This window comes from Moorena sp. SIO4A1 (assembly GCF_010672065.1).
GTDB lineage: Bacteria > Cyanobacteriota > Cyanobacteriia > Cyanobacteriales > Coleofasciculaceae > Moorena.
This window is the reverse complement of sequence record NZ_JAAHHX010000009.1, coordinates 84,797-105,242: the sequence shown is the minus strand read 5'-3', so window position 1 is coordinate 105,242 and position 20,446 is coordinate 84,797. Positions and strand designations below refer to the sequence as shown.

Sequence of the window (20,446 nt, the reverse complement as noted above, 5' to 3'; positions counted from 1 at the left end):
ACGAAAACATACACAATTTTAAATGTCAATTGTGAAGGAATCATGAAAAAAATCTGTAAGCTATCAGCTTTGCTTAGGTAGCATACTGAGCAATACTAATTAACGTCAAAGTCTTCAGGAAATTCAGGAGAACTTGGTTGAGCTTCTAGCAGTGCAGCAACCCCATCCCCCTTGAGCTGATTACCAATTACTAATAGCTTTTTGCCAGTAACATTATAAATGTCATAACGTTCATTGCCTTCAAAAAGGTTATTTCCAGGAGTACTAGCAGTGCCTAAATCTGGCTGAGATTGGCTAATCGCTACCAAGCCATCCCTACTATTGTTGATAATTTGGTTCTCGCGCAGCACAGGACGTGCAGACCCTTCAATCACTACCCCGTCAATGTTGTCACGAATCTGATTATTTACTACCAAGGGTGAACTGTTGCCCCCTATCGCCAAACCATGACCGGTTTGCTCAATAATATTACCCCGGATTTCTCCTGTTGCTTCCCGAGTTACAGAGATACCGTTTCCTTGGTTATTGGCAAAACGGTTATTTTCAATCAGAGGATTTCCTTTACCACTAACAAACACTCCTTCGCGATCGCTATTGATAAAGGTATTGTTACGAATGATGGGATTGGTGGATTCTACCCACACACCACTCCCTCTGGTATTAGGATTAGTAATAGTTAGTCCCAGAATCTGAGTATCTTGAGCTGCCAATATCGTCACATTCTGACCTGCCCAAGTGCGACTGAGGTAAAGACCGCCACCAATTATCACTACTCCTTCACCTCTAGCGGACTTGTTTCCCTGGAGAATCATGCCAGGTTTGAGTTTAAGGGGAAAGGTTTCTCCCTGTTCAACGGTGTACTGACCTGGAGCTAGGTGGATAGTAGCTAAGGGACGAGCTTGCTTTAAGGCATAGGTAATAGTTTTGAAGGGATTAGCAGTGGTTAGACCAGCGTTTTCGCTATCTGTACCTTGTTGAGAATCCACATACAAAACTTGCTTTATCGCTGGCGGCGACTGGCTAGGGTTCGATCTCGGTAAGGTACGAGTAGGAAAATTGTCTGGTGTTGGTCTACTTATCCTGCCAGATGAATCCCATTGCTCACAGCCTGTTACCGCTAAAGCCATTATTAATCCAGCAGCAACTAATACAAAGTTAGGGGATTCAGTCAGCTTATCAACTTTGTATTGCAGCATTGTCAAGGTTAGTACTTAACTCGATGAGAGCAAAATTTTATTAGTGTATTATAGCGTTTTTCATCACTATGAAAAACGCTATAGTAGTTCACTCTAGGCTAGTCAATTTCTTCAGCAGCACGAAGAATTAAATGACGCGCAACGGTTTGAATACCAGTATGCTCATAGTAGTTAGTGCTAGCGTCTAGAAATGCCGCCACATAGTCTAACTTGTCATCGGCAATTTCTACAAAACCCCCGAGACTGTCGGACAGTGAATCACGGCTTAATCCAACAGAGGATACTAGATTATCCATCCAGCCACCAACTGCATCAAAGGTTTGAGTAATGAATCCCTGTTTATCGCCATCTGGGATTGAGTCCCTGATGGCTTCAAACTCATCATTGTTGGAAAAGGATGATTGATCTCCTTCTTCAAGGGTATTTCGTACTTTAGACACGAAGTCTGCACCAAGAGGGATTACCCCATCAATACAAACTAAAGCTACCATCCGCATCAGAGCAGCTTGATCATAGTTTTCCCGGATAGAACTGGCAAACTCGAAGGGATTCAAGCCAACCTTGTGAATTTTGCTATGGGCAAGTAGTTCCCCCACCAATTTCAGACCCAAGTCAACCCCTTGCAGCTTGTCAGCTTTGGGAGTCAGTTTCTCTAAAAACGGGATCCACCTAAAGGTATCCCCGACTTTGTCGGCTATTGCCGCTGCTGCGATCGCTTTGTCAGTTCTGTCAAACTTTTGATAAATCCCAACGGCTTTTTGGTATCCCTCATTGGGGTCTTCGTAGATGGCGAGGGCGCGATCGCGAATTTTCGTAATCACCTCGTAATCCTCTTCCCCAGTTAGCTTGCGAATGGTATGGTTAAACCCCACTAGGTTTTCCCACTCCCCTGGGATCACAAAATCCAGTGCGTTCAGGATTTTTACAGTTAGGCTATCGGTTGACAGTTCATCAACTAACTCAATTATTGATTTACTCATAAAAAACAAGTTTGAAGTTTGGACACCCCGTTTATGGGGGGCCAGGTCGGAAACACGAACGTCAAGTGCGGTTTTCACCCTGCTACCTAGCCTCGAAGGCTTGAAGCCCTGTCTAGGCAACAGCGGGGTGCTGACCTTAATATTTTCTCTAGATAGTTTCTCTAGATAGTTTTCGGTTAGTTTAACCTACACCATCATAACTATAACAATCCGATTTTAGTTGTGAAACTCTCCAAGACCGGAAGTGGAGCAACAGACCAGAAGTCGGGGAAGAGGGGCAATAATTTGACCATTGGTTAGTTGAGCGCAAATCAATTGGGAGTGCGCTAAGCGTGGGTTCTATTTAACTAATCGCTATCTTAAAAATTAATAATTATGAAGAGCTAGGGGCTCAACTCTCTAATTATATCATGTCGGGATAATTACCCTTAATAAAAATCTCCCGCATCTCCCCATCTCCCCACACTTCCCACACTTCCCAAACTTCCCACCCTCGCTCTAATTATGGGTATTCAACCTGACTTGATCTTATGGGGATTAACCTATTCCGGCAGAGGATGTCAAGGCTTTACGATTACCGGTGTTCCTATAGCCACCTTTTCAAATAAATCTCGGACATCTTTATTGAGCATTCGGATGCAACCGTGAGAAACAGCTTGTCCGACGAGTTCCTCAGCAGTTGTTCCATGAAATCCAATATAATTCTTCCCATTAGTCCAAAAACCAATCCAGCGATCGCCAAGGGGATTATTCGGCCCTGGAGGAATTACTTCACCTGTCCAAGGATGCTCCCAAGCTGGATACTGAAGCTTTTGGAGCACTTCAAAATTGCCTGTTGGTGTTTCCCAACCCGCTTTACCAATGGCAATGGGGTAAGTGTTTAGTACTTGAGCCGCTTGATAGACATAAACACGACGTTCACTCAATTTAATCACCAAACGAGTAATTTGAGTAGCCTCTGCTGGGATGTCTTCTTCTAGAGGAAGATATAGATCCAGGTCTCCAAGAAGTGGCAATTTTGGGGCTTCAATTCCAGGCAATTGATTTTGATGTAAAACCTCTTTGGTAGTAGCGTCAGGACTACTGGTTTTTTCAGAGGCAGCTACCTGCTGTTGCTCATGAAGTATTGGAATTACTATACTCAAGCAGAGTAGCATTAAGCTCCGAGATAGCAATTTACCTCTCACCATTACTAATTTTTTTTTATTTACAACAACTTTATAACATCACTTTAATATACTTGAAAAGCAACATTAGCAAAAACGTTAACCCCAGGCCATGAGTGAGGTTTGGAGAAAACAATCTTAGTAAATAGACTGATAAACTATTCCGGAAATAATCTATTCTTTCAGTAGATTTTACAGTAGATCCGTTAATTTTAAATTCTTCGAGTAACAGAAATATCAATTAAGTTGATGATAAAAATTAAAAACTTGAATGTATGGACAGGGACTACTTTGTCACTGCTGCTGTGTACCCTTGCTATGGCTCCCGCTCAGGCTAACCCAATGGGTGAACACGCCCAAAACCGGATCCTCAAACAAGATCGGGGGCAAGAGCTTGACAAAGGTACTATCAAGAGTATCGTTGGCAATATGGTAAAGGTTAAGCTTGACAACGGTGACAGCCAAACTGTTTGGCTACCGACTTCCAAGCTCAGGCAATTGCATTTGACAGAAGGTAAGGAAGTCTTGATGGCTGGGAATCGTATCCTTAATGTTGTTAGTTCAAGTGATTTGGCGAGTTCAGAGACTCGGAGGGTTACCAGTAGTGTTACCGAGGTGTTAGAGTCTCTCCAACAGAGGCGTATCGAACGGATGAACCGTATTCGGAGAACTGTCATTTCCACTCCTGTACAGCCAACAGTGACAACTCCTCCTCGAACCCCAATTGGGCTACCTGTCAGAGCACTGTGGTAGCAACGGGTGCGCCTACCTGTGGGGATTTCCAGGGGGCTGACAAGATGCGATCGCATACAGAACTCAAACCATGAACGACTGCATTAACACAATGGTTGATAGTTAACGGTTGCCTTGATGCTTAACAAGGGTTTGTCATAGTAATGAGGTAAACAGGATTTTTTTCCAGTCCTCTTTTCCCTGCTCCCTGCTCCCTGCTTCCTGCTCCCTTCTCCCTCTATTCCCATAAAAAATATTGCCCGGAGTGTTAACTCCGGGCTAATCAATAACGTCGATTAAAATGGGCTGATCATTACCTGATCTGTAATCCGATAATTCTATTTCGGAGCTACAATATATGGAGAGGAAACCCCTTGAGCCTTACCTGATGTGACCAAAGCCTGATAAAGCATAGAAACCATCTCAGCATGAGTAGCAGGCTGATTTGGTCTGAGCATAGTTTTTTCACTGTAGTTAACAACTATACCCGCTTCTGTTGCTGCTGCTACTTTCTCAATCGCCCACTCAGGAATGTCATCCTGATCTCGGTAAATCTTTAACGTTTCGGCTGGATTGGATGAAGGTTGAAGATCAAGACCGCTAATCAGGCTAACTAAAACCTGTACACGAGGAACTTTTTGCTCAGGACGGAACTCCTGTCCGGGATATCCTGACATGAAGCCGGTTTCGGTAGCTTCATCAATTGCTTTAGATGCTGATTGATCAGTAGGTTTATCCTTATAATTTACTCGTTGTCGCTTCTTCTGCTCTTGAAACGCTTTTTGAATTTGAGCAGCTAACTCTCCCCGTGTTACCTGTCTGTCCGGTAGAAATTCCTGATCAGGTAAGTTAATTAATACTTTGTCCTTGGCTAGAGGTCTCATGAAAGGACTTGCCCAATGATTTTTAGGAATCTCTGCTGGTTGAATGGAGCGGAAATCGCTAACATCTATAGGGATAGTTTGTGATGAGGATTGGGCTTGGTCAGGACCTGTGCTACCGTCAGTATTACCATCTGATCTGGCTTGGTCAGGACCTGTGCTACCGTCAGTATTACCATCTGATCTGGCTTGGTCAGGACCTGTGCTACCGTCAGTATTACCATCTGATCCGGCTTTGCCCTTGGCCATGGTGCGGTCGCGATATCCTGTGGATGAGTACCCTGATGAGAATAGCCCTAGGAATGGACTAGTTTCTGACTCCTCTGGTGAGTTACCTTGAGCTGACCCGAGCATTAAACCCGTGGCTGGATCAACTGAATATCCCCTGAACCAAGAACTCGTTCTTGATTTGGAGGATGAGGAGCGCGCAAATGATGAATTACCCCCACCCGTGATTGATTTAAGGCTTGGGAATAGTGATAGTTCTCCCGTTGACTCTGTTGACTCAGATGATGCAAAGGGAGACTCAAGGGATTTGAAGCTAAATTTTCCCCGGTTGCCCCTAGTGCCCCAAAACAGAATTAGACCAATAGTGGCGAAGGCTACGATAATTGCCAGTAATTCATCAAGGTCTAGAATTGGTTTGCGGCTTGGCTGAGGAGCTGTTGGGGGTGATGTCCGCTCGGACGGTGATTGATTTGTCATAGGATGGCTGAGATACAAATCTTTTGACTGCTGTCCCTGACTTTAAAGGGCAGGGATTGCTTGAATTTACCTAGATTAAACCATAGCTATGTTTTTCACAAAAGATTCAAATTTTCCAACCCCAGGTTAATCTTACTCCCCAAAATACTAGTAAACTTGCCAGTGCTAACCAATCACACCAGCGTAAACGCAGTTGATGCCACTCCACTTGATGCTCATTGGGACTAGTAAAGCCCCTGACAGTCATAGCACTAGCAATTTGCTCAGCCCGTAACAGCAGATTTTCCAGAAGCTTTTCCGCAACCATTAACCAAACTTGTAAGCTTCGGCTCAGACCGAGTTTTTTCCAGTTGATAGCACGAGTGCGTATGGAACGACCTAAATTCTGTACTTCTTCGAGCACTAGGGGGATAAAGCGCAAGGAAAGGGTTAAGGTGAGCAGAATTTCGGTAACCGGAACATTGAAACGCCGTAAGGGTTTGATTAAGCTTTCTAAACCTGCGGTAATTTCTTCTGGTGCTGTGGTAAGCAGAAAGAGACTGGAACTGTAAACTAGGATAAATAGAGTTGTGCTGATCCGGACCGCTAAATCTATTGAGCGACGAGTAATAGTAAGACTAATCATAGTAAACGCTTTACCACTCCAGATGACATAACGGTAGTCACTAGTTTGAAGTTGGGTGTGCTCTTGAGGTTCTGGAGGTAGTCTGACTTGATGGTCAATGGCCATACCATCTGGAGCGATCGTAGTGATCAGGAAGACAAAACATGCTAGCATCAACAACCAACCCATTTGCTGACGCCACACCCGCCAGGGAATCCTAGCTGATAAGGTGATTAGAATCAGTAAGGAGGATAGCCCGAGCCGACAGTAGGGATTTGCCAACAGGGGTGCGATCAGAAAACTGGTCAACCAAAACATCTTTACCCTGGAGTCGAGGTGATGCATCCAGGTGACTGGTTGTTCCAAGTATAGTCCGATAGGAAGCGATCGCAATAAGTCCATGTTAGTGGTGAGTGCTGAGTGGGTAGTAGTCGAGGGGGTCAGTTGTCACACGCGGGTAGCTCGATTGAGGTTGATTTGAGCTTCTTCTCCATCACGGACTTTTTTGCCTCGCCACAGTAATCGTACTGGTGTACCAGTGAAATCTAATTGTTGGCGGAACTGACGCTCTATGTAGCGACGGTAGTTCTCTTTGAAGCGTTTGGGGTCGTTGACAAACAGGGCAATCGTGGGGGGTTTAGTTTTTACCTGGGTACCGTAGTAGATTTTGCCCTGACGCCCTTGGCGATTGGTGGGAGGAGTGTACCAGCTAACGGCTTCTTGTAGGACTTCATTAATCACAGAGGTAGAGACACGACGTCCATGTTGATTGGCAGCGGTATCAACTAAATCCAAAATTGTTTCGACCCGCTTGCCTGTTAGGGCACTGACAAAGATGATTTCAGCCCACTCGATAAAACTCAGTCGGTCTTTAACCAGTTTTTCGTATTCATAGATAGTGTAGGAATCTTTTTCGATAGCATCCCACTTATTGACTACAATTATCGCAGCACGTCCTTCATCCGCAATACGTCCTGCCAGTTTTTGGTCTTGCTCTGTCACCCCATCTATAGCATCAATCACCAGTAGCACTACATCTGAGCGGCGAATAGCTTTGAAGGCACGATTAATACCAAAAAATTCCGGTCCGTAAGTAACGTTTTTCTTTTTGCGAATGCCAGCGGTGTCAATCAAGCGATAGGTTTGGGCATCAGTACCCTTTTCTGGATCTGCTGACCGTTGTACTACCATATCAATGGCGTCACGAGTGGTGCCAGAAATTGGACTGACAATCGAGCGATTCTCCCCAGTGAGGGTATTCAATAAGCTGGATTTTCCGACATTGGGGCGTCCGACAATAGCAACTTTAATCTCTGGGATTTCTGGGATAGTGTCTACATTGGGCAGGTAGGTAACCAGCTTCTCTAGTAATTCTCCTGTACCATTGCCATGAATTGCTGAGACCGGGAAGGGTTCTCCTAAATTCAGTTCCCAAAACTGGGAGGCTAGGATAATTCCTTGCTGGGGCGATTCACATTTATTGACAGCTAGCACAACTGGCACATGTTGTTGACGTAACCATTGCGCGATCGCTTCATCTCCAGCTGTCGGTCCTGCTTGACCATCCACCACTAACACTGCTGCACTCGCTTCAGCCAAAGCTGCCATTGCCTGTTCTCGAATCAAGGGCAAGAACTCGGTATTGTCATCAAAGACCAAGCCGCCAGTATCCACAACCAGGTAGTCTCGGTCTTGCCAGAAAGCTGGGCGATAAGTGCGATCGCGGGTTACTCCTGGTTGGTTGTGGACAATAGCATCGGTCACTCCTGCCAAACGATTGACCAGGGTTGATTTCCCCACATTCGGGCGTCCGATAACTGCAACAATTGGCAGGGCCATAAACTGGATGTCCTCAAATGAGGAGTGTGAATGCTTTAGTCTTTAATTCTATCGCAGTTCTCAACTGGGTCAGGTCACTTGTCCTAGGGAGTAGGGAGTAGGGAGTAGGGAGTAGGGAGTAGGGATTACTCAGGGCTGGGCTCATAATAATCATGACTCAAACCAGGTACAGCGACAATTTCCCCTTCGATGTCCCCTAACAGAACTTTCAATCCTGCACCACCAGCCTTAGTGCGGATATAAGCTAAACCAAAGACTCCCTGGTCAGTTTCGGTCACACTGGTGAGCTTGCCCACTTTTTCCCCATCTACGGTGATGGCGCTCCCTAGGTCAGTAGGAGCACTTAAGCGGATACCCCATAGTCGTTGCTTAACTCCTTTGTAGGTATTCAAGCGCGCAATGGTTTCCTGACCAATGTAACAGCCTTTGCTGAAGGAAATGGTTTGCCACAAACCAGCTTCGAGAGGATTGTAATCTTCTGTCAGTTCATGACCAGGCGCAGGGCGTCCCTGTTGGATACGCAACTGTTCCCAAACGCGATCGCCTATGGGGATTGCTCCTGCTGTGGTTAAGGTTTGCCAAACCTGGGCAGCATTCTCGGCAGGGCAAATTAGAGTATATCCAGGCATTGCTAAGCCACTCCCTACAGCGATGCGGACTTGATTATCCCCGAGCATCAGTTGCTGGTGACTAGCATCTTCTGCTGATATCTCCACACCCAACCCTGTTAAGAGGGCATTACTTTCTGGTCCCATCAAGGAGAAAACAGCATGGTGATCCGATACATCCTGCAATGCGACTCGATCCATGGGAAAGATATAACGATCCAGCCACTCCATGATCTGCTGACGGCAATTTGGAGAAACTAGCAATAGCACCGCATCTGCTAAGATATAGGCAGTAGCTAGGTCGATAGTCCGAGCTGTAGATGTAACAAAAACCGTCTCACAGCCTTGGCCTGGCTGTCGTGTTTGGAAGTCATTGGTGCTTTGATTGTGTAGATAGCGTAGTCGGTCATCACCAGATACTTTTATCAACCCCCAATGGCAACAATCAACTAAGGCAACTCCCTGACGGGCTGCTTCAATCTCTGCTCCATCATTGCCAAAGCTTACTGGAATCATCCGTGAAGCCACCGACTCAAACTTTGCCCCAGCCAGGCGCTGGACATCTAGCAATTGGTCATTTTTCATTGTTATCTACCAGTGGCAATCCTGCCACAACTTCTTCTACTAGCTGTTTGGCTTTAGCATCTAGACACTGCCAATCCACAACACCAGCCTGATCAATCAGCATCGGATCAATTTCTACTGGCTGAGTATCTAATTCAGACTGGGTTGGTCTATAGTCACGAAAACAGACTTGAAAACACAAATCCCATAAATTAATGGCAACTGAAGTATCTTGATGTGCTAAACACAACTCATAGCCCGGTATGGGTGTAGTAACGTTTTTATAGGTGACTTTCCAGTTTGTTGGCTCCAACTGTCGCCCAATTTGGTCTATTATACGAATAAACGTAGGTTGCATCAGCACTTGAGCTTGTTCCCATGCCAGGGTATCCTTAAATAAGGGTTTCATTAATTAACTCCCAAACATCCCTTGAAGGGGGTTATTCTACCAGACATATAATAAAACAGCAATTATTCACAGGCTATCCGTCGCTCTTAATACTATACCGATAATCGTAAGCGTTCAGCGGTCAGCGGTCAGCGGTCAGCGGTCAGCCTTTAGCGGTCAGCCCTCAGCCCTCAGCCCTCAGCCCTCAGCCCTCAGCCCTCAGCCCTCAGCCCTCAGCCTCTAGCTGATAGCCTCTAGCTGATAGCCTCTAGCTGATAGCTGATAACTGATAACTGATAGCTGATAACTGATAGCTGATAACTGATAGCTGAATGCTGATAACTGATAGCTGAATGATAATCAGAATATAAATTGTCACAATCCTGGTCAATAATACCGATCAGCGTATGTTAAACATGAGACAGTTAGCACCCCGCCCCCTTGGTGCGGAGTTTTAAACTTCCTTTTTGTGAACTCTTAGGCACATCAATCCTATGTTAGGCAAGTTACTGGACGGGCGTTACCAAGTGACTCAAGTCCTCGGTTCCGGGGGATTTGGCAAAACCTATTTAGCCAAGGACACGAAGCGTCCAGGTAACCCAAGCTGTGTTGTTAAGCAACTTCAGCCTCCCAATGGCTCTCAGACATTTTTAGAAACTGCTCGACGCCTATTTAGTAGGGAAGCTGAAACCCTTGAAAAGCTGGGAAATCATGACCAAATTCCTCGGCTACTTGCCTACTTTGAAGAAGACCATGAGTTTTACTTGGTGCAACAGTTCATCGAAGGGCATCTCTTGAGCCAAGAGTTGTCCCCTGGTCACCGATGGCAGGAAAAACAGGTGATTGGGCTATTGCAGGAAGTCTTAGGTATTTTGGAATTTGTCCACCGTCACGGTGTGATTCATCGCGATATTAAGCCCGACAACCTGATCCGACGCACGGCAGATAAAAAGTTAGTGTTGGTGGACTTTGGTGCAGTTAAGCAAGTTCAAACTGAGCTGGCTAGTGCCTATAGACAAACTCACCATACTGTGGTAATAGGCACTCCTGGCTATATGTCCAGTGAGCAGGCTTTGGGTCAGCCCTGTCCCAGCAGTGATATTTATGCCCTAGGGATTATTGGGATTCAGGCACTAACTGGAATGGTACCAGATCAGTTTCACGAAGACCTCAATACTGGTGAAGTAAACTGGCAATCCCTGGTGTCTGTGAGTGTAGGATTGGCGAATGTCCTTACTAAAATGGTTCGCTATCAAGTCAAAGACCGTTACCAGTCGGGATCGCAGGTTTTACGAGACTTACAGAAATTGAGTACTAATTCAAAACCGTACTCCATCAATTCCCCGACCTACTACTCAATTCACAATATCCCTACAGTTGAAGAAAACTTCCCACCGGAGCAAGTACCAACCCCGTTCTCAGAGCAAAAAACTTGGGACGCAAATGTTGATAGGGGTTCTACTCCAAATAAACCAGCACCTTCTCCGTTGCCTCCAACTAAGGCGGATAGATCGGATAATTTGTCTCTGATCATTGGCACTGGCATTGCCCTAGTTACTTCCTCGATAGCTGGTATGGTCTACTCGATGCGTTCTAGCTCTTGGTCACCACCTAGAATAGCGCAACCAATTCCTAATAGGAGTACACCCAATCGCCGTCAAGCTCCGGTGGTATATGAGCCACCAGCCCCAGCTGCCCCAGGTAATTGCCAGGTGACAGGTAGTAGGTTGAATGTGCGCTCCGAGCCGAACGGGTCAAAAGTTGGTAAGCTGAATCAGGGAACCAGTCTGGTTCTAACTGGTAGTGGACAACCTGGCTGGGTAGAAATTAGTTCACCGGTTAACGGGTGGGTGTTTACAAATTTGACTGACTGTGTATCGACGGTTGAGCCAGTGGTGGCAACTGCTCCCAAGAGAAACGTTCCTAAGAGAAACGTTCCTAAGCAAAAAGTGTCCCCAAAACCAACACCTGTCGTCAAGAGGGCTCCATCACCACCACAGACCCGTCAGCCAACACCAGCACCACCGGTTGTTGATAATGGCTCACTAATTTTGGCAAGGGCAGTGGAAAACTATCAGGCAGGAGATATCAAGAGGGCAATTGCGATCGCACAAGATGTGTTGCCTAGTAGTGCTGCTTTCAATGGTGCCCAAACCAAAATTGACCAATGGCATAATGAATGGGTATCCTTTGAACGCAAATTTGATCAGATTCAACAAGCCTATGAACAGGGTCGGTGGCAAGATGTGTTGAACTATGCTCAGAACAGCAATTTGCCATCAGGAGGCTATTGGCGTCAGAAGTTAAATCGAATCATTGCTGAAGCTAGGCAGCAACAAGCTCAAGTGGAAGCTAAAAGAAAGCAACTCGCTGTACAGAATCAAATTGGCTCTAGAGCAAACCAAGCGATTTCTGGGTCACAACCAGACTTAAATAAAGGTATTCAAAACAATTCACAGCCTGCTCCAAGACCGGTTTCTATTGCCACACCATTGCCTAAACAGCCAGTGGTTACCCGAAAGATAACCACTGCACCACCACCGTCTCAATCTACTAAAATCAAATATTACGTGATACTCAACGACGGGAGTTCTAGTGGTTTAGCAAAAGCCAGGAAAATTGTCCCTGGTGCTTTTTTGGGTCGATTCCCACAAGGGTCTCGAATTCAGATGGGAGCATTCAAAAACGAAGCCAAGGCAAATGCTTTTGCTAACCAACTACGTCAACAAGGAATGTCTGCTTCAATCTATAGACCTTAATCGTTTTGTTGAACGCGTAGCGTGGCCTTTTGGCCAAGGAAAACCTGTGACCCTCGATGGGTTGATTTAGTATGGGTCAGCATATGGGAAACCAGAACTATGGTCTGCTGGCGTCTCTGCCCATGCCCGGTTTGATTGGAAAGAGGATGTTTACGAAATAGCCGAGGAAAGAGAAACTCCCATCCAACGGGTGGCGACTGACCTGCCATAGAGTCAGTTAAATACAGACGAAGCACACAAACGACCAAACTCATGTACCACCATCACCAAGTAGGTAGGGATTTCCGACAATGCATCTGTTGTGCAACCTCACTTGTGGATAAAAGGGCGTACTGGCCTTTTGGTACTGTCGGCGTTTGTCGCGCCTAATGCTGGCTGCATATGTCTAGTAGCGTTAACAAAAATGAGATTTTCGTTGGATTATATAGAATTATCGGCAAGATCAGACTTCTTATAAGCATATAAAAAAGGTTTGTTTTTTTGATCCGATATTAGGTTGCGTACGGTGACTTTGGTCGCAGGGCAAGGGTCCGAACAACGCCGGCGGGCATAAACATGAGACCGGTTGGGTCGTGTATCCATGGTCGAATCGCCCCGTCATTAGAAATACTCTTTCGAAGGCATAGCCATTGCACCCAGTGACCGGCGTGATATTATACCGAAACTTAGACGAGTTTGGCCATAGGATAACCGGTTCATGGCGTGGAAAAAAATCCGTTGACTAGTAGGTGTGGATGATGTGTTTATGACCGGTATGGGTTTTTTTTGTGGTATGAAAAGGTTTTCCCATCACCCAATCTATATTTCAAATGTCCCCACGAGGGATAGACATGTATATGTAACCAGGCGTTCTTTTCAGGAGTAGGCGAGGTATTTTCCGGTGTGGAGCCATGTAATGGTTCGGGTGAGCCGAATATTTCAAGGCGGTTGTATTACTTAATCCCCCGCATTGGTTAAAGGCCAGTACGCGACGGACGACTAGATTTAGGGTGCGGATAAAGAAGAAAAGGCTGGCAACTGTTAAGGATTTTCTCCAAGAATGTTGCACTATCTACAAAGATGTGTTAGACTTTAAGCATAGATTTAATTCCATTAAAGATACTTTGTAACTTAAATTAAAGCCGATAACCAAGGTTTTGGTAGTTACGTTAATTGTCCAGAGTGGAGTTTCATTTATGCGCTAAGCCGGGCTTTGTCTGGGTTTAGCCTTGGGAGATACCCCCTGGCTGCGAGAGCAGCTAGCATTAGTGGGCTAAAATCTGCAAAGTAGATTTTGGTAGCTAAAAAGTATCGGAAACATGATGCCTGGAAAAACAAGGAACAGTAAAGTAGATTATAGGGGTGGGTAGGGTTGAGTAAGCGACCACGACCCTACCCCGTTCGACGAATAAACGAATATCATCAGTGGGTACATCAAATGAAGACAAAAAATCAACCGTTAAGAGGGGAAAAAAGAGAATATCACCGAAAACCCCATCAAAGGCATGCCGTTCTTTGGCTAGTGGTGGTGCTGTGCGCGTTCAGTATGCTTGGGACCCCATCATCTGCCATGGCCCAGAATCAGGTAAACAAAAAAGATCCTTGCGTTATTACGAAAACCGACCCGTTCTGTGTGGAACGACTATCGCCCCAGGATGAGATATCGGTGAGAGGAAGGGATCAAAGTGCGGGAAAGGTTTTGTGCTTTCATATGCAGTTAACTGTCCCCGAGAACCAGATCTGGCAGGACGCAGTGGTGAGATACTTGAAAGCAGAGGTCCCCCCGAGGTGGATAGAAGAACCGGTGAGCAAGGGAGAGCCATGGTATCTTTACGCGAATGGGCTCTGGACAGAGATCCGCATAGTGAATAAGGGACCGGCACCGCTCGACTTGGTGGCATCGGGCGTTTACCGAAGTCGATGAAGAGGCAGATAACCAAGACAAGTGCGTCCGAACGTTCGTAGGGGTAAACCGAGGCGGTGGGTCGAAGCGTGGTCCACCAACCCAGGCGGTGGAAAGGGCCATGGATAAGGCGTAGTTTAACAAGTCTTACCTATCCATAAGCCCCATCAGGCCGAACAAAACACCAGAGAGAAAAAGAGGTACCCGGAAACGGGTGTGAGTTGAATCAAAGGAGAGCTCACCCAGACCCCCAGGTTGACCCTGAACAGGGTATAAGACACTTTAGGCTCAACCGAAGGGTTACACAAGAGTGAAATCCCCTCAGCCATTTCGCCGATATCCCACCTTTCACCCATCGCCACCAGCGTTGAAAATATGCCTCAATGCGCTCACTGGGCGCACAGAGCTCATAAAGCCGAGTCATATTTTCAAGCATCCGTTCCACGGTCTTCCGAGCGATTCCTAAACCCGAGGTCGAAAACCAATAGCCTAGCCACCACGTCAAAACCAACAGGAAATATCTTGGGGGCAAATGCGTACGCACAAGATGTTCTCCGATACTTTTTAGCTACCAAAATCTACAAATCAGATTTTGGCTCACTAATGCAAGCTGGATTTTGCCAGCCAGGGGGTATCTCCCAAGGCTTTACCAGGACTATGCCCGGCTTAGCGCATAAATTTGATTCCACTATTTACAAAAAACGCAACCCTTAAACCCTTGGTTTTCGGCTTTAATGTAAGTCGCAAAGTATCTCTAATGAAACTGAATCTATGTTTAAAGTCTAACACATCTTTGTAGATAGTGCAACATTATTGGAGAAAATCCTTAACAGTTGCCAGCCCTAGTAGTGCCGCTTTCAATGGTGCCCAAACCAAAATTGACCAATGGCACAACGAATGGGTATCCTTTGAACGCAAGTTTGATAAGATTAAACCAGCGACTAGAACAGGGTCGGTGGGTTGATGTATTGAACTATGCTCCGCAACAGCAATTTGCCAGCACATTGGCGTCAGAGGTTAAATCGAATCATCAATGAAGCTCGGCAGCAACAAGCGTGCATTAGAAGCTCAAAGAAAGCAACTCGCTGTACAGCAATCTTATTGGCTCTAGAGCAAAGCAAGAAATTCAAAACAATTCACAGCCTGCTTCACGACCGGTTTCTATTGCCGCACCATTGCCTAAACAGCAAGTGGTTACCGGTCATAAAACTACTGCGCCACCACCGTCTCAATCTACTAAAATCAACTATTACGTGATACTGGACGACGGGAGTTCTAGTGGTTTAGCAAAAGCCAGGAAAATTGTACCTGGTGCTTTTTTGGGTCGATTCCCACAAGGTATGAGAATTCAGATGGGAGCATTCAGAAATGAAGCGAAGGCAAATGCTTTGGCAAACCAACTACGTCAACAGGGAATGTCTGTTTCTATTTATATCCCTTGATCCAGACCCAGTTATGGAATAGAGCTGAGGAAGGAAAATAGGTGGAAAACCTAGTTTTCGTAATAAATCGTAATATAGTATAGATACAAGGGGATGTTGTTCAGTAATACTATTGTATCAGGAGAAAAAACCCGCAATGGTGAGAAGAACCCTGTGAAATTTTCTGATCACCATGGTGCAGGGGTAAAAAGAAACCGACGGGAAAAAGTAAGGATAAAAAAATACTTATGGGTCATTTACGATCGTTATTGGTTCTAGTGGTAATAGTGCTAATGCTCACGATGGGAATCGAAAGGAAAGCATGGGCAATAGATCAGGAATATATCTGCGATTTTGGCTCAACCTATTATGCTTGTGGTCCGATGGTTCTTAGTGATGATAAAGTGTTACTTAAAAATCGGGTCCATGGCAGAGTCAAGGTGATCATAATAGCCAAAGAAAGTAGCCAAGTAGAGGTGTGGAAGGAAGGTGAAAGTTATACCCGTGTAGATGATGGACATATTCTACACCGTGGAGAAGAAAAGGAATATTCGATCACGCCGGAGTGGCATTATGCTACGATCCGCGCAATTGAAGGAAGTGTGGTGTTTGCAGGAATTGGATCAGAATTAGAAGAGCAGTTAGGTATAGAAGCATACAAGAATATAATGAGACAATACTAACGAATTTGCGCTTGTATCTGGGGTTTTTTCTCATGCCACCATCGTCTGACCTGCCAGACATCGGCTATAGGCGTGTAAAGGCTCACTAATTTTGGCAAGGGCAGTGGAAAACTATCAGGCAGGAAATATCAAGGGGGCAAATGCGTTCGCCTTTGGCGTGGCCTACGGCCAATCGCACAAGATGTTCTCACGAGATGTGCCGCTTTCAATGGAGCCCAAACCAAAATTGACCAATGGCAAAATGAATCGCGTTGCTCGTGGAATGGAATGATTTTAAGAGTTTTCTGGAATGGGCATATTCCGTGGAACTGGCATCTTGTGTAGAACTGGCATCTTGCCAGTTTCCTCCTTATTTTCGGGCGTTGCTGAATTATAGAATGAATGCGCGACCATCTAGTTTTATTAAAGCCCCCTAAAATACCCCAATTCTGGGGCAGGGCTGTTTCATTCTGGATCTAAGTAACGAGTTTAGAGGCTTTTAGGCATCCCATACCTGAATTATCGAAGGCTGAAATGACGTATCCTTATCAATGCATAAAATATTTTAATTTAGAATGAAATAGCCCTGCTCCCTAGTATGGGTGGTAGTGCAAATTGGAGTAAAAGGGTTTGCCGGAGATGTAAGTACAAAATACCGGAAAAAATTATAAAAAAAAGAAATAAAAAGAAATAAAAAGATTGTACGTGGTATGGTTGAAAACGAAGTACTAAAGAGAGAATCAGAAAGGAATGATAAAATATATATCTTACCTGGTAATTACCCTCATGGTAGTGGTGGTAACGATAAGTGGAATAGCTTTGCCTGCCCAAGCGGACATGTACAATGATATAACTTGCGACCTACGCAAGCAAAGTGAATGTAATAAAAAACTGACCCCGTTCGGATTAACAATTATCCCACCAAGGAAACAAGGAATATCTATAGAGGTGAGTGAGGGAAAGTGGGAACACGAAAAATAGAAGATAGCGATCAGCGAGTTAGGTGAAAAACAGCAGGAGGAGTATGAGATAGAGTATGGTCAGCCCCTCAGACTTGAATACGGGACAGAGGTAAAACCGCTCCAAATTATCAAGCAAAGTGATGTCAAAGCAGATGTTACGGTGAAGACCAAATAAAGCAATGGCTAAAGTATGAAGGTCAGCGGTTTACGCATCTTGTCAATAAACCTGGGGGGGTTCTCAATAAACCAGGCATTATTGTGCTTATTGACAATGGCTTTTCAACAGATAGTGTTTAGTTAATTTAAAAAACACTATCTAAATATAGGATTGAAAAAATTAGATGCGTTTACCCTGGTCAACAAGGAATGTCAGCTTCAATCTAAATCCCATAATAATTAGGGGTTGCGGAATTAAGGAAAGAAAGCGAGTATTAAGTAACTTATTGCCCCAAAAAGTACCCAATTTAGGATGAATAGGAGAGTTTTTTTCACCCATTATTGTGGGGCAAGAGGGGCAAAACCAGACCCCGAAAATGCCACGCAAAAAATTTCCCTTTATGAATATTGCGGTCAGATGATGATATTGTGTTTAAATGCACAGACAAAAAAAGAGAGGAAAAAAGAGAAATGGCCAAAAAACTAGTGCAGTTCATGATGGTAGTGTTGTTTGCGATGATTCTGTATGCCACCCCTGCCAACGCATCTAGCGTCCAAGAATGTAAAGCAAACACCCCGAGTTGTGAGGGGACATTAAAACAAGGAGAAAAATTAATCGTACACTCAGGATGGATGCATCCCAATTCGCTTTATGTGACCCCAAAAGGAAAAGCAACTTATGCGATCACGTATAATTACAACACAGAACAGTATAAGGATGTCACTGAAGAAAAAGAATTCTACACCCTAGGGGAAGTCATGACAATAAGCCTAACGGATGAGCAGGGTGAAGTATCATATAAATCGGTTTCACATCCGCGACGGTAGTTCTCAGCGGTGTCCCAACGGGGCACCATTAATCACACATTGGACCAATCCCAGCATGAATGATCTTATTAGCCAACCAGACGGTATGCCAAAGGGCTTTGTTGTAGATCAGCGACTGAAAACATCCCCTGAAGATGAGATTTTATCAAGTATCGTGAGTGCCACCAAGATGTATTAAGAGACGGAAATCGAAAATTGAACCTTAATCAGAGGTGGTAATTCGTTCTTATGAGTGCGCTGTAGATGAACGGGTGGTTGTAGATTTAGGGTGGGCAGTGCATCAGCAAGTACTGTACCGCAAGCCTAGCGTCAATGTAAGCACTGCCCACCAGCAACAGATAAATCAGCAAGGTAAGAAAAGCGCAGATGTAGGGTGGGCAGTGCATCAGCAAGTACTGTACCGCAAGCCTAGCGTCAATGTAAGCACTGCCCACCAGCAACGGATAAATCCGCAAGGTAAGAAAAGCGCAGATGTAGTGTGGGCAGTGCATCAGCAAGTACTGTACCGCAAGCCTAGCGTCAATGTAAGCACTGCCCACCAGCAACGGATAAATCCGCAAGGTATGAATTAGGATTGCTCTAGTAAGGAACTTGTGGGCAGTGGTGGGCAAAATTTAGATGATCTAGACTACTCCAAACCACCAAGGTGTTTTTGCCCACCCTACAAGCTGCTAAGCAATTGTGCGTAAGTCTGTCAGAGATATTGACTAGGTAGGTAGGAAAAAAGGGAACCATAAGAAGGACAAGGCAAACAGGGGAAACAGAATGCTGCATGGTTAAGTCATCGCTGTAAACCAGTGTGCTTTTAATTCCTTTATTTCAGGACTTACGCACACAATCCATGGGTAGGGGGGCTGGGTATCGTTTTGCCCCCCTAGCCCCCCAATTTTGGGGGGAACAAGACTTTGAAAGTCCCCCAAAGTTGGGGGACCCACGGGGGCTTGACCTAAATCAGACGTTTGCGCATTCTTTCCAAGAATCAGCAACGCCATATTTATCCGTGCTTTATCGGTATAGTAAAACCGTTGATCTGACTTGACCGTCATGAAATCTGCCCACTGCTCCTTGATCTGCTAACTTCTTCCTGTTGGGCCTAAGCTTTCATTGTAGAAAACTGTAAAAACACTATTACTACTAGTGAACTTAGGTCATGCAAGACTTTCTAGAATATATGCGGACTCTACAGGTCTGGCAGCAGTTAGATAGACCCACCCAAGCCGAATCACCCAACAGCTTTTCCATCGCTACCATCCAAAGTCTGGGATCTCCCCAGCAAATTCCCGATTATGCCCGAAATCATGCTCTACTCCAGCATCCCTGGTTGCTGAGTTTCCAAAATCGACCGTTAAGGCACACTCACCTAAAGGATTTAGCCACTACTGATCAAAAATTAGGAGTCTTAGTGGCTGATCATCCCCGATTACCCGGTTTAATCAGGGAAACTGGCGTCAGTCGTAATCTAGAAACTTGGCTCAAGCAGCGTTATCTGATTAGTTGGTGCTTCCCCAATTGGCTGACTGCTGTTGCTTCTAAGCTACCTACACCCCAAACCCGAATCCCTTTATTAAAGAATCTGTATGAAGAACATGGATTATCGGGGAAATCTGGTCATAGCAAACCCCATCCTCAAATGTGGCAGCAGTTATTTGAAGAATTATCAGCGATGGACCTACTGTCACGCTACGCGATCGCACCAGGTGAGTCGATACCTCTACCAAAGTCATCACAAGAATTATTACCAGGAACCCAACGCTTCCTGCAAATCTACACCACTGCTTGCTTCCAATACCCCGCTGCCTTTGGATTGGGGATACTGGCTTTCACGGAATCTATCCTACCCTATGAAAACCAACTGATTTTAGCAGGTCTGAAAAAACTGGGTATTTCCACGAAAGGACAAGAATTCTTTGCCGTTCACTGCGACTGTGATCAAGACCATGCTGAGGAAATCTTAGATGTGATTGAGCAGATCGCTAATTGTCCCCAAACCCTTTGGCAAGTTAGGCAAGGGGTGGCAATGGCAGTAAGAGCTCGTCAGGGATTTTACGACGATTTGCATCGAGAATTGGTACTGCTGCGTCAAGAAACTGTTGAATCCGGTCGAGGTTGAGGA

General features: G+C 45.2%; 19 protein-coding genes. 9 read left to right on the top strand and 10 right to left on the bottom strand.

The window, feature by feature from the left end; genetic code table 11:
* Positions 1–95 precede the first annotated feature (95 nt).
* The 3 genes from F6K53_RS09800 to F6K53_RS09790 all read right to left on the bottom strand — a co-directional run bounded on the left by F6K53_RS09800 (position 96) and on the right by F6K53_RS09790 (position 3,366).
* Positions 96–1,196: a DUF1565 domain-containing protein gene (locus tag F6K53_RS09800; protein WP_293027108.1), complete on the bottom strand. Its 1,101-nt coding sequence runs from the start codon at positions 1,194–1,196 to the stop codon at positions 96–98.
* Positions 1,197–1,294: 98 nt separating this feature from the next.
* Positions 1,295–2,176: a hypothetical protein gene (locus F6K53_RS09795; RefSeq protein ID WP_293027087.1), complete on the bottom strand. Its 882-nt coding sequence runs from the start codon at positions 2,174–2,176 to the stop codon at positions 1,295–1,297.
* A 560-nt stretch (positions 2,177–2,736) separates the two neighbouring features.
* Entirely contained in the window at positions 2,737–3,366 is a 630-nt protein-coding gene (locus F6K53_RS09790) for a L,D-transpeptidase (protein WP_293027090.1), read from the bottom strand.
* A 225-nt stretch (positions 3,367–3,591) separates the two neighbouring features.
* Between F6K53_RS09790 and F6K53_RS09785 the strand changes: the two genes are divergently transcribed.
* Entirely contained in the window at positions 3,592–4,095 is a 504-nt protein-coding gene (locus F6K53_RS09785) for a hypothetical protein (RefSeq protein ID WP_293027093.1), read from the top strand.
* 317 nt (positions 4,096–4,412) lie between these two features.
* On the opposite strand, the gene F6K53_RS09780 is transcribed toward F6K53_RS09785, so the two are convergent.
* The 6 genes from F6K53_RS09780 to F6K53_RS09755 form a co-directional block, all read right to left on the bottom strand.
* Positions 4,413–5,660: an S-layer homology domain-containing protein gene (locus F6K53_RS09780; RefSeq protein ID WP_293027096.1), complete on the bottom strand. Its 1,248-nt coding sequence runs from the start codon at positions 5,658–5,660 to the stop codon at positions 4,413–4,415.
* A 106-nt stretch (positions 5,661–5,766) separates the two neighbouring features.
* The gene (locus F6K53_RS09775; RefSeq protein WP_293027099.1) at positions 5,767–6,666 is read right to left on the bottom strand and encodes an energy-coupling factor transporter transmembrane protein EcfT; all 900 of its coding nucleotides are present in this window, start codon (positions 6,664–6,666) and stop codon (positions 5,767–5,769) included.
* Positions 6,667–6,711: 45 nt separating this feature from the next.
* Positions 6,712–8,103, bottom strand: a complete 1,392-nt coding sequence (gene der / locus F6K53_RS09770) for a ribosome biogenesis GTPase Der (protein ID WP_293041508.1) — start codon at positions 8,101–8,103, stop codon at positions 6,712–6,714.
* Between the two features lie 13 nt (positions 8,104–8,116).
* The gene (locus F6K53_RS09765; protein WP_293025561.1) at positions 8,117–8,248 is read right to left on the bottom strand and encodes a hypothetical protein; all 132 of its coding nucleotides are present in this window, start codon (positions 8,246–8,248) and stop codon (positions 8,117–8,119) included.
* A complete protein-coding gene (locus F6K53_RS09760) occupies positions 8,229–9,296 on the bottom strand; it encodes a folate-binding protein (protein ID WP_293025563.1) in 1,068 nt (355 codons plus the stop codon). The genes F6K53_RS09765 and F6K53_RS09760 overlap by 20 nt, the downstream gene beginning before the upstream one ends.
* A complete protein-coding gene (locus tag F6K53_RS09755) occupies positions 9,286–9,684 on the bottom strand; it encodes a hypothetical protein (RefSeq protein WP_293025565.1) in 399 nt (132 codons plus the stop codon). The genes F6K53_RS09760 and F6K53_RS09755 overlap by 11 nt, the downstream gene beginning before the upstream one ends.
* A 473-nt stretch (positions 9,685–10,157) precedes the next feature.
* Between F6K53_RS09755 and F6K53_RS09750 the strand changes: the two genes are divergently transcribed.
* Positions 10,158–12,422 (top strand): protein kinase, encoded by a 2,265-nt coding sequence (locus F6K53_RS09750; protein WP_293025567.1) that lies wholly within the window; start codon positions 10,158–10,160, stop codon positions 12,420–12,422.
* Here F6K53_RS09750 and F6K53_RS09745 read toward each other — a convergent pair.
* Positions 12,419–12,676, bottom strand: a complete 258-nt coding sequence (locus F6K53_RS09745; protein WP_293025569.1) for a hypothetical protein — start codon at positions 12,674–12,676, stop codon at positions 12,419–12,421. The genes F6K53_RS09750 and F6K53_RS09745 overlap by 4 nt on opposite strands.
* A gap of 1,150 nt (positions 12,677–13,826) precedes the next feature.
* Between F6K53_RS09745 and F6K53_RS09740 the strand changes: the two genes are divergently transcribed.
* The 7 genes from F6K53_RS09740 (at position 13,827) to F6K53_RS09710 (ending at position 20,443) form a co-directional block, all read left to right on the top strand.
* Positions 13,827–14,060 carry a hypothetical protein gene (locus tag F6K53_RS09740; protein WP_293025571.1) on the top strand — a complete coding sequence of 78 codons (234 nt, stop codon included), beginning with the start codon at positions 13,827–13,829 and terminating at the stop codon, positions 14,058–14,060.
* A 1,419-nt stretch (positions 14,061–15,479) separates the two neighbouring features.
* Positions 15,480–15,746 carry an SPOR domain-containing protein gene (locus F6K53_RS09735; RefSeq protein WP_293071215.1) on the top strand — a complete coding sequence of 89 codons (267 nt, stop codon included), beginning with the start codon at positions 15,480–15,482 and terminating at the stop codon, positions 15,744–15,746.
* Between the two features lie 272 nt (positions 15,747–16,018).
* Positions 16,019–16,408, top strand: coding sequence for a hypothetical protein (locus F6K53_RS09730; protein ID WP_293025575.1), 390 nt, complete (start codon positions 16,019–16,021; stop codon positions 16,406–16,408).
* 103 nt (positions 16,409–16,511) lie between these two features.
* Entirely contained in the window at positions 16,512–16,679 is a 168-nt protein-coding gene (locus F6K53_RS09725; protein ID WP_293071213.1) for a hypothetical protein, read from the top strand.
* A gap of 1,297 nt (positions 16,680–17,976) precedes the next feature.
* Complete coding sequence (locus F6K53_RS09720; protein WP_293025579.1) at positions 17,977–18,333, top strand: hypothetical protein; 357 nt, start codon at positions 17,977–17,979, stop codon at positions 18,331–18,333.
* Between the two features lie 212 nt (positions 18,334–18,545).
* A complete protein-coding gene (locus F6K53_RS09715) occupies positions 18,546–18,905 on the top strand; it encodes a hypothetical protein (protein WP_293071211.1) in 360 nt (119 codons plus the stop codon).
* Positions 18,906–19,483: 578 nt separating this feature from the next.
* Positions 19,484–20,443 carry an iron-containing redox enzyme family protein gene (locus F6K53_RS09710; protein ID WP_293080468.1) on the top strand — a complete coding sequence of 320 codons (960 nt, stop codon included), beginning with the start codon at positions 19,484–19,486 and terminating at the stop codon, positions 20,441–20,443.
* Positions 20,444–20,446 lie beyond the last annotated feature (3 nt).

What these genes read in the sequence shown, in the direction of transcription:
- F6K53_RS09800 (WP_293027108.1), bottom strand. Translation starts at nt 1,196, where the DNA reads ATGCTGCAATACAAAGTTGATAAGCTGACTGAATCCCCTAACTTTGTA.
- F6K53_RS09795 (WP_293027087.1), bottom strand. Translation starts at nt 2,176, where the DNA reads ATGAGTAAATCAATAATTGAGTTAGTTGATGAACTGTCAACCGATAGC.
- F6K53_RS09790 (WP_293027090.1), bottom strand. Translation starts at nt 3,366, where the DNA reads ATGGTGAGAGGTAAATTGCTATCTCGGAGCTTAATGCTACTCTGCTTG.
- F6K53_RS09785 (WP_293027093.1), top strand. Translation starts at nt 3,592, where the DNA reads ATGATAAAAATTAAAAACTTGAATGTATGGACAGGGACTACTTTGTCA.
- F6K53_RS09780 (WP_293027096.1), bottom strand. Translation starts at nt 5,660, where the DNA reads ATGACAAATCAATCACCGTCCGAGCGGACATCACCCCCAACAGCTCCT.
- F6K53_RS09775 (WP_293027099.1), bottom strand. Translation starts at nt 6,666, where the DNA reads ATGGACTTATTGCGATCGCTTCCTATCGGACTATACTTGGAACAACCA.
- der (WP_293041508.1), bottom strand. Translation starts at nt 8,103, where the DNA reads ATGGCCCTGCCAATTGTTGCAGTTATCGGACGCCCGAATGTGGGGAAA.
- F6K53_RS09765 (WP_293025561.1), bottom strand. Translation starts at nt 8,248, where the DNA reads ATGAGCCCAGCCCTGAGTAATCCCTACTCCCTACTCCCTACTCCCTAC.
- F6K53_RS09760 (WP_293025563.1), bottom strand. Translation starts at nt 9,296, where the DNA reads ATGAAAAATGACCAATTGCTAGATGTCCAGCGCCTGGCTGGGGCAAAG.
- F6K53_RS09755 (WP_293025565.1), bottom strand. Translation starts at nt 9,684, where the DNA reads ATGAAACCCTTATTTAAGGATACCCTGGCATGGGAACAAGCTCAAGTG.
- F6K53_RS09750 (WP_293025567.1), top strand. Translation starts at nt 10,158, where the DNA reads ATGTTAGGCAAGTTACTGGACGGGCGTTACCAAGTGACTCAAGTCCTC.
- F6K53_RS09745 (WP_293025569.1), bottom strand. Translation starts at nt 12,676, where the DNA reads ATGAGTTTGGTCGTTTGTGTGCTTCGTCTGTATTTAACTGACTCTATG.
- F6K53_RS09730 (WP_293025575.1), top strand. Translation starts at nt 16,019, where the DNA reads ATGCTCACGATGGGAATCGAAAGGAAAGCATGGGCAATAGATCAGGAA.
- F6K53_RS09720 (WP_293025579.1), top strand. Translation starts at nt 17,977, where the DNA reads ATGGCCAAAAAACTAGTGCAGTTCATGATGGTAGTGTTGTTTGCGATG.
- F6K53_RS09710 (WP_293080468.1), top strand. Translation starts at nt 19,484, where the DNA reads ATGCAAGACTTTCTAGAATATATGCGGACTCTACAGGTCTGGCAGCAG.